6 protein-coding genes are annotated in these 14439 nt (G+C 74.1%); 2 read left to right on the forward strand and 4 right to left on the reverse strand.

The window, feature by feature from the left end:
- Positions 1–15 precede the first annotated feature (15 nt).
- The 4 genes from ACIBK9_RS16540 to ACIBK9_RS16555 all read right to left on the reverse strand — a co-directional run bounded on the left by ACIBK9_RS16540 (position 16) and on the right by ACIBK9_RS16555 (position 4987).
- Entirely contained in the window at positions 16–819 is an 804-nt protein-coding gene (locus ACIBK9_RS16540; RefSeq protein ID WP_397159002.1) for an NAD-dependent protein deacetylase, read from the reverse strand.
- Positions 820–888: 69 nt separating this feature from the next.
- Positions 889–1269, reverse strand: a complete 381-nt coding sequence (locus ACIBK9_RS16545) for a VOC family protein (protein ID WP_387680056.1) — start codon at positions 1267–1269, stop codon at positions 889–891.
- Positions 1266–3167 carry an ABC transporter ATP-binding protein gene (locus ACIBK9_RS16550; protein ID WP_397158870.1) on the reverse strand — a complete coding sequence of 634 codons (1902 nt, stop codon included), beginning with the start codon at positions 3165–3167 and terminating at the stop codon, positions 1266–1268. The genes ACIBK9_RS16545 and ACIBK9_RS16550 overlap by 4 nt, the downstream gene beginning before the upstream one ends.
- Positions 3168–3220: 53 nt before the next feature.
- A complete protein-coding gene (locus tag ACIBK9_RS16555) occupies positions 3221–4987 on the reverse strand; it encodes an ABC transporter ATP-binding protein (RefSeq protein WP_397158873.1) in 1767 nt (588 codons plus the stop codon).
- Positions 4988–5266: 279 nt separating this feature from the next.
- On the opposite strand from ACIBK9_RS16555, the gene ACIBK9_RS16560 reads away from it, so the two are divergent.
- Complete coding sequence (locus tag ACIBK9_RS16560; protein WP_397158875.1) at positions 5267–11281, forward strand: phospholipase A2; 6015 nt, start codon at positions 5267–5269, stop codon at positions 11279–11281.
- A gap of 152 nt (positions 11282–11433) precedes the next feature.
- Entirely contained in the window at positions 11434–14427 is a 2994-nt protein-coding gene (locus ACIBK9_RS16565) for a BTAD domain-containing putative transcriptional regulator (protein ID WP_397158877.1), read from the forward strand.
- The last annotated feature ends 12 nt before the right edge of the window (positions 14428–14439 follow it).

Genomic DNA, 14439 nt, shown 5'->3' on the forward strand with positions numbered 1-14439 from the left:
CTACCGGCGTGCGGGTCAGAGGCGGGCGGCCAGCTCGGTCAGGGTGGCGCCGAGCGGGGCGTCCAGCAGGAGCGCGGCGTCGGCGTCGGCGCCGGTCGGGCCCTGGTTGACGATGGCGACGGGCAGCCCGAGCTCGGCGGCCCTGGTGACGAAGCGCAGCCCCGACCTGATCGCCAGCGACGACCCCAGCACGAGCAGCGAGCGCGCCCCGCCCACGAGCGCGAAGCACTCCGCCACCCGATCCCTCGGCACGTTCTCGCCGAAGAAGATCACGTCGGGCTTGAGCAGACCGCCGCAGGAGACGCAGTCGACCACCTGGAACCCGGCGACCTGGGCGTCGGTGAGGGCGGCGTCGCCGTCGGGGTTGACGCGGCCCTCGGCGGCCCAGCGCGGGTTGGCCGCGCTGAGCCGGCGCTCCAGCTCGGCGCGCGGGGTGCGTTCGCGGCACGACAGGCACACGACGCGGTCGAGGCCGCCGTGCAGCTCGATCACCCGGCGCGCCCCGGCGGCCTGGTGGAGGCCGTCGACGTTCTGGGTGACGATGCCGGCCAGCAGGCCGCGCCGCTCCAGCTCGGCCACCGCGCGGTGGCCGGCGTTGGGGGCGGCCCGGCCGATCTGCCGCCAGCCGACGTGGCTGCGCGCCCAGTAGCGCCGGCGCGCCTCGGCGCTGCCGGTGAAGCGCTGGTACGTCATCGGCTCGGCACGCCTGGACCGCCCAGTCGGGCCCCGGTAGTCGGGAATGCCGGACTCGGTGGACAGCCCGGCCCCGCTGAGCACCACGACGCCGCCACCGGCCACCAGCTCGGCCAGCGACGCCATCGCCGGTGCCGTCACGGGCGCCGTCACGGGTCCTGTCGCAGTCTCTTGCACACCATCCATGATGCCCGGTCAGAGGTAGTTGCTGAGCTCGATCAGGTTCCCGTCGGGGTCCCGCAGGTAGACGCTCCTGATGGGGCCGAGCGCTCCGGTCCGCTCCACCGGGCCCTCCTCGATCCCGACGCCGTGCCGGGCCAGCTCGTCCATGACCGTCTCGACGGGGTCGGCGGTGATCAGGCACAGGTCGGCGCTGCCGGGCACGGGCCGGGCCGCCTTCGGCTCGAACTCGCGTCCCGCCTCGTGCAGGTTGATCTTGCTCTGCCCGAACGCCAGCGCCCGCCGCCCGTCTCCGAACGTCACCGCCTCCATCCCCAGCACCGCGGTGTAGAAGCGCACCGCGGCCTCGACGTCGGCGACGGTCAGCACCAGGTGGTCCAGGCGGTCGATCCTCATGTGGTCCCTCGCTCCTCGATCGGTTCTCCGTCCCATAGTCTGCGCATCTCGGGGCACGTCCGCAGCAACTCCCCCAGCGGCCCGCGTCCCGCGACGCGGCCCCGGTCGAGGACGACCACCTGGTCGGCGCGTTCGAGCGCGGCCCGGCGGGAGGAGACCACCAGCAGCGTGGCGGGGCCGTGCCGGGCGACGCGCTCCCACAGCAGGTTCTCGGTCCCGACGTCCAGGGCGGACGACACGTCGTCCACGACGAGCAGGTCCGGGGCGCGGACCAGGGCGCGGGCGGCGGTGGCGCGCTGCACCTGGCCGCCGGACAGACGCACGCCCCGGGGGCCGACGACGGTCTCCAGGCCGTCCGGCATGGCGGCCAGGTCGTCCTCGAAGGCGGCCAGTTCCAGGGCGCGGGCCAGGTCGGCGTCGCCCGCGGGCAGGCCGAGGAGCAGGTTCTCGCGCAGGGTCTCCGAGAACAGGCGCGGGATCTGGCTCGCGTACGCCGCCCGTCCCGGCACCAGGAACGCGCCCGGGTCGGGCACCGGGCGGCCGTTCCAGGTGATCGTCCCGGTGTCGAGGGGCAGCAGGCCGAGTACGGCGCGCACGAGCGTGGTCTTGCCCGCGCCTACGGCCCCGGTGACGACGGTGAACGTGCCGCGCCGGAGCGTCAGATCCACGTCGTGCACCCCGCGCCCACCGGGGTGCACGACGCTCAACCCACGCACCTCCAGCACCTCCAACGTCGTCGGCGCGGTCGGCCCCTCCCCGCCCGAGGGTGGCTCCATGGGCGGTGTGGGCAGGCGGGGGGCGCGCCTCAGGGGCGACCTTCCCGAAGGCGGGGGCGAGGTGGGACGGAGGTGCGGGCTCGGGGGCGGTCCTTGCGGGCCTGAGGTGGGACGGAGGTGGAGGGGGTGGTTGCGGGTCAGGTCGGGGGTGTCCTGGTGGGGGGCGAGCAGGGCGGTCAGGCGTTCGGCGGAGACGTCCGCCCTGGGCAGGCGGTACAGGATGGAGCCGATGGTGCGGGGCAGCGCGGTGAGCCAGCCGACGTAGCTGGTGAACAGCGCGAGGTCGCCCACGGTGAACTCGCCGCGCCGCATCGCCCCGGCGGCCAGCAGCAGCACGACGCCGACGCCCAGCTCGACCGTGGTGCCCGTGGCGGCCTCCAGCAGGTCGGTGGCCAGGCGGCTGCGTACGGCGGCGTCCCGGCGGCGGGCGTTGAGCGTGCGCAGGCGGTCCAGCGCCGCCCGCTCGGCCCCGGCCGTCTTCAGCGTGAGCACGCCGCCGAACAGTTCGCCGACGAAGGCCGTCACGCCCGCGCCCAGTTCCCTGGCCCGCTGGTGCCGCCGTCTGATCACCCGTCCCATGAGCCTGCTCAGCACGCCGATCGCGAGCATCGGCACGACCAGCGCCACGGTGACGACGGGGTCGATCGAGACCATGACCGCCAGCGCCACCCCGCCGAACAGCACGCCTCCGGCCAGGGGGACGGACTCGTCGGCGAGCTCGACCAGCTCGGCCACGTCGTCGCGCAGCCGGGCCAGCGACTCGCCCGGGGAGCGCGGCAGCCGGGCGGCGACCGGGCCGCGCGCGGTCAGCACCGAGCCCAGGACGTTGGCGCGCAGCAGCGTGGCCGCCGCGTCCCACCAGTAGGAGCCGTAGGACCAGGCGAACACCAGGACGATCCCGCGGACCAGCTCGACGCCCGCGAACGCCGCGCACAGCCACAACGACTGCCGCAACGTCGCCGGGCTGTGCCCGCTGATCTGGTCGAAGAGCTGCCGCAGCACGAGGCCGCCGCCGAGCGGCAGCACGTGGACCGGCAGCCACAACAGGATCTGCAGCACGTACAGGCGCACGTCGAAGCCGATCAGGCGGCCCGCCACCGCCAGGGCCCGGCGCGCGCTCACCGGCTCGTCCCGGCGGGGTCCGGGAGCCGGCCGAGCCTGAGCCCGGCGCGCGCTCACCGGCTCACCCCCGCGGCGTCCAGCAGCCGGCCGAACCTGCTGCCGGGGTCGGCGGCCAGGTCGGCGCGGCGGCCGTACTCGACGAGCTTGCCGCGTTCCAGCACGGCGATCTTGTCCACGTGCGCCAGCGAGGAGAGCCGGTGCGCGATGAGCACGCCGGTCCGCCCGTCCAGCAGCCGCCGTACGCCGTCCTCGACGTGCCGTTCGGTGGCCGGGTCGAGCCTGCTGGACGCCTCGTCCAGGATCACCAGGCCGGGGTCGGCCAGGAAGGCCCGCGCGAAGGCGAGCAGCTGGGCCTCCCCCGCCGACAGGCCGCCCGGCTCGCCGTCGAGCCCGCCGGGCAGCGCGACCGGCCAGTCGCCCAGCCCCACCCCGGCCAGCACCTCCAGCAGGTGAGCGTCGTCGTGGCGGGGGTCGGTCAGGGCGCCGAACAGCGTGAGGTTGTCGCGGACGCTGCCGTCGAACAGCCGTACGTCCTGGGTGACCACGCCGACCCGGCGGCGCAGCGACTCCGGGTCGCACTCGCGCAGGTCGAGGCCGCCGATCTCGACGGTGCCGCCGGTCGGGTCGTACAGGCGCAGCAGCAGCTTGGCGAGGGTCGTCTTGCCGCTGCCGGTGCGTCCGACCAGGCCCAGGCGTTCGCCGGGGGCCAGGGTGAGGGTGATGCCCGACAGAGCGGTCTCGCCGTCGTCGGGGTAGGCGAAGCTCACGTCGTCCAGCCGCAGGCCGAGCGCGCCCGAGGCGGGCAGCGGCCGGGGCGCGGCGCGGACGGGCAGCGCGGGCCGCTCGGCCAGCAGGGAGCCGATGCGGGCGAACCCGGCCAGCGCCCCCTGGAACTGCCTGAGCTGGTCGATCAGCCGCTCGAACGGCGTGCGGATCATCAGGGTGTACTGGAAGAGCAGCACGGCGGTGCCGACCGTGAGCGCCCCGGCGTCCAGCAGCCAGGCGGCCAGGGCGAGCATCAGCGCGGTCCCGGCCGCGAACGCCACGTTCGTGGCCGCGAGCAGGCCGCCCGCGATGCGCGAGCCGTGCCACTCGGCGCGGAACCAGGCCCCGGCGACCTGGTGGAAGCGGCCGAGCGCGTGCCCGCCCGCGCCGTTGGCCCGCAGGTCCTCGGCTCCGGCCAGCCGCTCTTCGAGGTGGCCGTAGAGCGCGGCGCTCGCCTCCCGCGACCGGGTCGCCGACGGCACGGCGAGCCGCTGCGCGCCCGTCATGGCGAGCCCGGTCAGCAGGCAGTAGGCCAGCAGCGCCGCGCCCAGCCGCCAGTCGACGGTGAACACGACGGCGAGCACGCCGGCCAGCAGCAGCCCGGCCACGACGTCGAGGACGAAGGCGACGACGAACTCGGCCACGGCCGCCACGTCGCCGTCGACGCGTTCGATCAGCTCGCCGGGCGAGTGGCGGGCGTGGAAGGCCAGGTCGAGGCCGAGCACGTGCCCGGCCAGGTGTTCGCGCAGGCGGTTGGTGCCGTCCCAGGCCAGGCGGCCGGCGAGCCAGGCGGCGGCCATGCGGGCGGCCTGACCGGCGGCGGCCAGGGCGAGGTAGGCGAGCGCGATCACGATCAGGTGGCGCAGCCCGGCGCCGCCGGCGGCGTCGTCGACGAAGCGGCGGGTGACGTGCGGCGCGGCCAGCGGCAGCGCGGTGGCCGCGGCGGTGGCGGCGCCCAGCGCGAGCGCGGCGCGCGGGGCGGGCCGCAGGTGGCGCAGGGCCTGCCGGGCGGGTCTAGCTACCTGCGGACGGGTCCTGGTGAGCGGGGATCTCAAGAAGCGTCATGCCCTCTGAATAGGTGGGTGTCCTGTGCTGGGAGGTCATGAACGCTGTCCTCATCGATCCGCTCCTTCGTCCGGCGATCGGTGCCGCCGGGAAGTACAACAGCCGCCCGCGGCGCGCCGCAACCGGTTTTGGCCGCCTACGGGATCTATACGCCGCCTATACAGCCGCTGCTCACGCTGAGCACCGAACGGCCTTACACCCCCCGCGGAGGTTGGACGGTGTTGAAGAAACCCAGGCGGCTGACTCCCTTACCGCCGCTCGTCGCCCTGTTGCTGACATCCACGGCCCTCGTGCCGCTTCCCGCGCGGGCCGCCCCGCCCGCGCCCGCCAAGGCGCAGGCGGCGGTCGCCTGCCCGGACGAGATGCCCACCGAGATCTCCGCCCGGCTGGCCGCCGCGGTCTGCGGCAAGCGGATCAGGGCGGCCTCGCTGACCACCGAGACCGACGAGTTCTTCGTCAACCCGGCCGGCACGGTCACCCAGGAGCACCGCTACCGCCCGGTCCGGGTCAAGCGGGGCGAGGCGTGGGTGCCCGCCGACCCGACGCTCGCGGCGGGCCAGGACGGCACGGTCGCGCCGAAGGCCGCCGCGGTCTCCTACAGCTTCTCCGGCGGCGGCGACGGCCCGCTGGTCACCGCCGCCGAGCGGGGCACCCGCCTCACGCTCGGCACGCCGCTCGGCTCCCTGCCCGAGCCGGTGCTGGACGGCGCCACCGCCACCTACCCCGACGTGCTGCCGGGCGTGGACCTGGTGCTGACCGCGGACGTGGACGGCTTCGCCGAGAAGCTCGTCGTCAAGACCCGGCAGGCCGCGGCGAACCCGGCGCTGAAGGAGCTGACGTTCGCCACGTCGGTGAAGAAGGGCGAGGTCAGGACCGACAAGCACGGCAACGTCTCGATCCTCGACGCCAAGGGCGAGCCGGTGTTCGGCTCGGCGGCGCCGGAGATGTGGGACGCCGCCACCGAGTCGGCCATGACCCGCAACCCGGCCACCCCGGCGCTGGCCGCCCAGCCGGGCCGGCGGGCCAGGATGGGCGTGCGGCTGTCGGGCCGCGAGCTGCGCGTCACCCCCGACGCCGCGCTGCTGGCCGACCCCGCCACGGTCTACCCGGTGACGATCGACCCGAGCTTCACCTCGGCCAAGTCCGGCTGGACGTACGTGGACTCGGCCTATCCCACCAGCGCGTACTGGAACTCGGCGAACGACGCGACGGCCGGCACCAGCAACGGCGGCGGCTACAAGCGGCGCTCGTTCTTCAACATGGGCCTGTCGGGCCTGGCCGGCAAGCACATCACGGCGGCCACGTTCAACATCAAGGAGACGTGGGCCTGGTCCTGCTCGGCGCGGAACGTCGAGCTGCACAGGACCGCGGCCGTCGGCTCGGGCACGACGTGGAACAACCAGCCCGCCTCGAACCTGAACATCGGCGCCAAGAACGTCGCCTACGGCTGGTCGTCGGCCGGTCAGGGCGGCGCGTCGAGCTGCCCGGCGGCCTGGGTCGGCTGGGACGTCACCAGCGCGGTGCAGAGCGTGGTGAGCGCGAACGGCACGTCGGTCACCTTCATGGTCAAGGCCGGCAGCGAGACCGACAACTACTACTGGAAGCGCTTCGCCAACAACCCCAACATCGCGATCACCTACAACTCGCTGCCGGGCACGCCGTCGGCCCTGGCCGTCGCGCCCTGCTCGGTGTGCGCCAGCCCGGCCGTGGTGGGCGCGGCGCAGCCGACGCTGTCGGCCAAGGTGAGCGACGCCGACGGGCAGGCGCAGCGGGCCGACTTCGAGATCTGGACGGCCGACCACGCGACCAAGGTGACCGGCGGCTCGGCCGCGAACGTGGCGAACGGCGCCACCGCCTCCTGGAAGGCCGGCACGGCCCTGGCGAGCACGTCGTACGCCTGGCGGGTGCGCTCGTACGACGGCGCCGACTACGGCCCCTGGTCGGCGTGGTTCGCCTTCACGGTGGACGCCGCCCCGCCGCCCGCCCCCGAGGTGTCCTCGAACGACTACCCGCAGGACGCCTGGGCCAAGGGCTCGGGCCAGGCCGGCCAGTTCACCATCACGCCGGCCTCGGCCGACGCGTCCTCGGTGTTGTGGTCGTTCGACGGCGGCGCCCAGCAGTCCGCCGCCAATTCCGGCGCGCCGCACACGGTGAGCTGGACGCCCCCCGCCGACGGCCCGCACACGCTCAAGGCGTGGGTCAAGGACAAGGCGGGCAATCTGTCGGAGGCGACGACGTACGCGTTCAACGCGGGCGGCTCGGCGGTCACCTCGCCCAAGGACGGGCAGTCCACCGCCCGCCGGACGGTCCTGTCGGCCACCGGCAGCGCGGGGCTGAGCGCGGTCGCCTTCTCCTACCGGCGCGGCGAGGCCGACTCCTGGCATCAGGTGCCGGCGGCCGACGTGCGCAGGAAGTCCGACGGCTCGGCGGTCGCCTGGCCGGTGGCGATGAGCGCGGGCGCCTCGCCCGAGCTGGTCTGGGACACCACGCACACGCTGACCGAGGACGGCTCGATCGAGATCAGGGCCGAGTTCGTCACCTCCTCGGGCACGGCCGCCTCCCAGCCGGTGGACCTGGTCGTGGACCGGGACGGCGAGGGCGCCTCCACCCAGCCGGTCGGCCCCGGCTCGGTCAACACGCTGACCGGCGACTTCAGGATGGCCGCCACGGACGCCAACGTGTACGGCATCGGCCTGATGCGCTCGTTCTCCTCGCGTGACCCGCGCAAGGGCTCGGCGCTGCCCGGCGTGGCGGCGATCTTCGGCACCGAGTGGACGCCGACCGGGCTCGCCCAGTCGGGTCAGGGCACGTTCGCCCAGCTGCGGGCCACCTCCGCCACCTCGGTCGAGCTGAGCGGCGAGGGCTCGGCGGTGGCCTTCACCAAGAACGCCGACGGCTCGTACGAGCCGCAGCAGGACGCGGCGAGCCTGAAGCTGACCTTCGACGCCGCGGCCGACCGCTACACCCTGTCGGACACGAACTCGGCCGAGCGCACGGTGTTCGCGAAGGTGGACGCCGCCGCGCCGATCTACCTGGTGCGGGCGGTCTACCCGGCCAGCGGCAAGGGCAGCACGGCGTTCGTGTGGCAGTCGGTGACCGGCTCGGACGGCAAGGCGCTGGCCCGGCCGGTCAAGATCATCGCGCCGTCGTACACGCAGGCCGACTGCGACGTGGACACGCTGGCGAGCCTGCCGCAGGGCTGCCGCCTGATCAAGCTGGACTACGCCACGACCACGACCGCGGGCGCGCAGCTCGGCGACGTGGCCGGGCAGGTCAAGGCGATCAGCCTGTGGGAGGGCGGCGCGAGCGCGCCGCTGGGCCTGTCGGAGTACCGCTACGACGACCTGGGCCGCCTGCGCGAGCAGTGGAACCCGGCCACCCCCGACATCAGGACGCGCTACGACTACGACCTCGGCGGCCGGGTGAACCGCTACACCCCGCCCGGCGAGCTGCCGTGGACGTTCAGCTACGGCAAGGCGGGCAACGCCGACACCGCCGCGGACGGCATGCTGCTCGCGGTCTCCCGCCCGACGCTGCGGCCCGGCACGCCGAGCGAGACGAACGGCACCGCGGTCACGTCGGTGGTCTACGACGTGCCGATCAGCGGGACGGGGGCGCCCTACGGGATGAGCGAGACGGCCACGGCCGCCTGGGGGCAGAGCGACTCCCCGGTGGACGCGACCGCGATCTTCCCGGCCGACCAGGTGCCGGCCAACCACACCGGGCGCGGCGGCCTGGCCGCCTCCGACTACGGCCGGGCCACGATCACCTACCTGAACGCCTCCGGGCAGACGGTCAACCGGGTGGAGCCCGGCGGCGCGGTCTCCACCAGCCAGTACGACGCGCAGGGCAACACGGTGTTGTCGCTGTCGGCCGGCAACAGGGCGCTCGCCCTGGCCCAGACGCCGGACGCGGGCGCCGAGCTGACCCGGCTCGGGCTGCTCAACGCCTCGCCCGCGGACCGGGCGCGGCTGCTGGCCGAGGAGTCCGCCTACAGCTCCGACGGGCAGCGGATGGTCTCCGAGCTGGGCCCGCTGCACCTGGTCACGCTGAACGGCACGCAGGTCGCGGCCAGGAAGCACACGGTCAACACCTTCGACGAGGGCCGGCCGGCCGACGCCAAGGTGTCGAACCTGGCCACGACGGTGGCGGTGGGCGCGTACGTGCCCGGCGCGACCTCGGACGCCGACGTGCGCACGAGCCGGACGTACTACGACTGGAACACCGGCAAGAGCGTCAGGACCGTGGAGGACCCCGGCGGCCTGGCGATCACCAAGACCACCACGTACGACTCCGACGGCCGGGTGGTCGCCACCACGATGCCGAAGTCGTCGGGCGACGACGCGGGCACCACGACCAGCGAGTACTACACGGCCGACGGCGCCGGCGCGTGCGGCGGCAAGGCCGAGTGGGCCGGGCAGCTGTGCCGGACGAGGTCCAAGACGGGCGTCGGCGACAGCGGCACCCGTCCGGCCGAGCTGGTCACCAAGGTGTACGCCTACGAGCCCGGCGGCCGCGTGTCGTCGGTGACCGAGACGGCCAACGGGGTGACCAGGACCACGACGACCACGTACAACCCGGCGGGCGACATCGTGAAGACCGTCGTGTCCGGCGGGGCCGGGACGGCGGTGCCCGAGGTGAGCACCACCTACGACGCGGCCGGGCGCGGGGTCAGGACCACGGCCTCCAACGGCACCTCGATCATCCGTGAGTACGACGCGCTGGGCCGTCAGACGTCCTACACCGACGCCGACGGCGGCGTGACCAGGGTCGAGTACGACGCCCTCGACCGCATCACCAGGAAGACCGACGGAGCGCCCTCGACGGTCACCTACGCCTACGACGACGTGCGCGGCGCGCTGGCCACCATGACCGACTCGGTGGCCGGGACGTTCACCGCCACGTACACCGTCGACGGCTCGATCAGTCACGAGAGCCTGCCGGGCGGCCTGTCCTACGACCTGGCCCGGGACCCGTCCGGCGCGCCGGTCTCGCGGGTCTACCGGACGGCGGCGGGGACGCGGCTGCTGGACGACTCGGTGACCTGGTCGATCCACGGCCAGCAGGTGAGCCACAACGGGCTGTCCGCCCAGAAGATCGGCTACGACAAGCTGGGCCGGATCGCCTCGGTGGACGACACCGTGAGCGGCCTGTGCTCGCGCCGGGCCTACGGCTACGACGCCAACTCCAACAGGACGGGGCTGACCACGAGCGCCTGCGACGGCTCGGGGGCGGTCACCGAGAACCACGCCTACGACGGCGGCGACCGGCTGGCCGACGCCGGCTACGAGTACGACGCCTACGGCCGCACCACGGCCACGCCGGCCGGGCTGAAGGCGGAGTACTACACCACCGACCTGGTCCGGCAGATGACGTCGGGGGCGGTGCGGCAGTCGTACACGCTGGATCCGGAGCTGCGCCGCAACACCACCACGCTGGAGCAGCTGTCCGGCGGCGCGTGGAGCGCGGCCGGCAAGCGGGTCGAGCACTTCGACGCCGACGACGACACGCCCGCCTGGGTCGTGGAGGGCGGCGCGGTCACCAGGAACGTGCACTCCATCTCCGGCGGCCTGGCCGCGGTCACCTCGGCGACCGGCGACGTGCGGCTGCAGCTGACGAACCTGCACGACGACATCAACGTGGTCCACGCCGACGGCGTGCCGCTGGCGCTGGACTTCGACGAGTTCGGCAACCCGCGCGCCGGTCAGCCCGCGATGCGCTACGGCTGGCACGGCGCGGCCGAGCGGGCCGCCGACACCCCCGACGGCACGATCCTCATGGGCGTGCGGCTCTACCAGCCCAAACTGGGACGGTTCCTGCAGACCGACCCGGTGGAGGGCGGCAGCGCCAACGCCTACGACTACGCCAACCAGTCGCCGACCTCCAACGCCGACCTGGACGGCAAGAAGTGGTACTGGTGCACCAACTTCTGGCACTTCGCCTTCAACCACTGCGGCGTCAGCTACGCCTACTACCACGGCAGCTGGCGTTACGTGCACTGGAAGAAGACGCCGGCCGGCTGGTGGGTGCGCGGCGTGTACTACGACTACTGCACCAAGTCACCCGACAAGCCGCTCGGCTACGACTTCCGCCAGGCGTGCATGATGCACGACTACGGGTACGCCCTGCGCAACATGGGGTATATCCACAGCAAGTACCAGGTGGACTACATCTTCTATTACGTCCTGTACTGGGGCGTCTGCTCCCACTACTTCTTCAAGGGGACATGTCGCAGCATCGCGTACGCGTACTTCCTTTCGGTGGTCGCCTTCGGCCACCCGTGACCTAGGATGAGCCACCGGCGGGAGCTACCACGAAAGGCTCCCGCCGGTGCCTTTTTCTCCCGGTCGGCGCAGGGTTGACGGGAGTCGGACGTTGATGCACATTGAAGCAGCTTTGATCTTCCTTGTGCACCAACGTCCTTGCGGGGAGCGCGATGGAGTTCGCCGTACTTGGGCCGCTTCACGTCTCGGATGACCAAGGGCCGCTGCCGCTCGGCGTCGGCAAGCAGCGCACCCTGCTGGCCGAGCTCCTGTGCCGGGCCGGCCGCCCGGTCTCCCCCGCCACGCTCGTCGAGGCCCTGTGGGAGCAGCGCCCGCCGCGCACCGCCGCCGACAACCTGCGCCTGTACGTGCACCAGCTCCGCCGGACGCTCGGCCAGGACCGCATCACCCGCACCGACGCCGGCTTCGTCCTGGCCGTGCACCCCGGCGAGCTGGACGCCGAACGCTTCGAGACCCTGGCCGGCCGCGGCGGCGACGCGCTGTCCGGCGGCGACCACGAACAGGCCGCCACGCTGCTGCGGCAGGCGCTGGAGTTGTGGCGCGGGCCCGCCTACGCGGGGCTGAACCTCACCGCCGGACTGCGCGACCACGCCCGCCGCCTGGAGGAGGAGCGCCTGGCGGCCCTGGAGCACCGGATCGAGGCCGACCTGGCCCGCGGCCTGCACGCCGTGCTCATCGCGGAGCTGACCGAGCTGGTCGCCGAGCACCCGCTGCGCGAACGCCCGCGCCGCCAGCTCATGCTCGCCCTGGCCCGGTCGGGACGGCAGGCCGAGGCGCTGGCCAGCTACCGCGAGGCCCGCCGGGTGTTCGCCGCCGAGCTGGGCCTCGACCCCGGCGCCGAGCTCAACCGCCTGCACCAGGCCATCCTCACCGGCACCCTCGACCCGACCCCCGGCGGCGCCGGTGGCGCCGCCGGGCCCGCGGCGCGCTCCCCCGCCCAGCTCCCGACCGACATCTCCGACTTCACCGGACGCGGCGAGCAGCTCGCCCAGCTCACCGCCCTGCTCGGCGACGAACCGCCGCAGGGCCCCGGCCAGGTGCGGGTGTGCGTGATCGCGGGCATGGGCGGCGTCGGCAAGACCACGCTGGCCGTGCACGCCGCGCACCGCATCGCCCGCCACTACCCCGACGGCCAGCTCCACACGAACCTGCACGGCGCCGAGGCCAGCCCCGCCGACCCCGGACAGGTGCTGGCCGCCTTCCTCACCGCGCTCGGCGTGCCGCGCTCCACGCTGCCCGAGAGCGTGGACGAGCGGGCCGCGCTGTTCCGCAGCAGCCTGGCCGAGCGGCGCATGCTGATCGTGCTCGACAACGCCGCCTCCGAGCAGCAGGTGCGCCCGCTGCTGCCGGGCACGTCCGGCTGCGCCGTCATCATCACCAGCAGGGCCAGGCTGAGCGGCCTGTCCGGCGCGGCCCTGATCGAGCTGTCGGTGCTGCACCTGCGGCAGGGCGTGCGCCTGCTGGCCAGGATCGCCGGCGCCGGGCGGGTGGAGGCCGAGCCGGAGGCGGCGGCGGAGATCGTCCGGCTCTCCGACGGGATCCCGCTGGCCGTGCGGGTGGCCGGAGCCCGGCTGGTGGCCCGGCCGCACTGGCCGCTGACCCGGCTGGCCGGGCAGCTCAAGGACGAGCGGCGGCGGCTCGACCAGTTCGCGACCGGCGACCTGGCGGTCCGGGCGAGCCTGGCGCTCAGCTACGTGGGGCTGGAACCGGCCGCGCGGCGGGCCTTCCGGCTGCTCGGCACGCTGGAGGCGCCCGACTTCGCCGGATGGGTGGCGGGCGCGCTGCTGGACCTGCCCGTGCCGGTGGGCGAGGAGCTGGTGGAGTCGCTGGTGGACACCCAGCTCGTGCTGATCAGCGGCGTCGATCCGGCCGGGCAGCCGCGCTACCGCTTCCACGACCTGGTCCGCCTGTACGCCCGCGAACGTGCCGAGCTGGAGGACCGGCCCGAGGCGGTCGCGGCGGCGCTCGGCCGGGCCTTCGGCGGCTGGCTGGCGCTGGCCGAGCAGGCGACCGAACGCGTCCAGGGCAGCTCCTCGGCCATCATCCACGGCTCGGCCCCGCGCTGGAGCTCGCCCGACGGCACGCCGCTGGAGATCCGGCAGGACCCGATGGCCTGGTTCGACACCGAGCGCACCGCGCTGGTCGCGGCGATCCGCCAGGCGTGCGCGCTCGGCCTGGCCGAGGTCGCCTGGGACACCGCCTGCTGCGCCGAGCGCTACTTCGACGTGAGCGGCCTGTTCGACGACTGGCGGGCGCTGCACGAGCGGGTGCTGGCCGCCTGCCTGGCCGCCGGCGACCGGCTGGGCGAGGCGGTGATCCGGCGCGGCCTCATGCACGCCACCACCTGGACCGAGACCGGCGGCGCCATGGCCGCCCAGTACGACGGCGCCGAACGCCTGATCGCCATGTTCACCGAACTGGACGAGCGGCGCGGCCTGTCCGACGCGTACGTGCTGCGCGCCTGGGGCGAGGCGGCCAGGGGCGACATGGCACAGGGCCTGCGCTCGGGCCGCATCGCGCTGGAGCTGGCCGAGCGCAGCGGCCACCAGGGCGGCGAGGCCAGGGCGCACGTGTGCATGGCCGTCGCCTACGGCACCAGGGACATCAGGATGGCCATCGTCCACCTGCTGCGCGGCCTCGACCTGGCCACCAAGCTCGGCAACCCCCGCTTCGAGGCCACGACCCTGCAGTTCCTCGGCCTGGCCCACGCCCACGCCAAGGAGTTCGAGGCCGGGCTGGAGTACATGGTGCGGGCGCTGGCCATCTACCGGCAGATCCGCGACCCGCTGCTGGAGACGATGGGCCTGGTCGCCCTGGCCAAGCTGTACGCCGGCCACCACGACCCGCGGGCCAGGGCGGTCGCCGAGGCGGCCGAGCTGCTGAGCCGCTCCCACCGGCTGGCCCACCACCGGGCTGACGCGCTGTGGGTGCTGGGCGGGGTGGACCTGGCCGAGGGCCGGGTGAAGGAGGCCGTCGCGCACCTGGAGGAGTCGGTGAACCTGTGGCGCGCGCGGGGCTGGCAGGAGTTCCTGGCGGGGGCGCTGGACAGCCTGGCCGAGGCGTACACGGCGGCGGGCGACCCGGCGGCGGCGGCCACGGCCCGGCGGGAGGCTCGCTCGCTTGCCGGTTCTCCTCAGACGGGTTGAGTATCCGAGCGC

It is taken from the genome of Nonomuraea sp. NPDC050227 (assembly GCF_044459705.1).
GTDB lineage: Bacteria > Actinomycetota > Actinomycetes > Streptosporangiales > Streptosporangiaceae > Nonomuraea.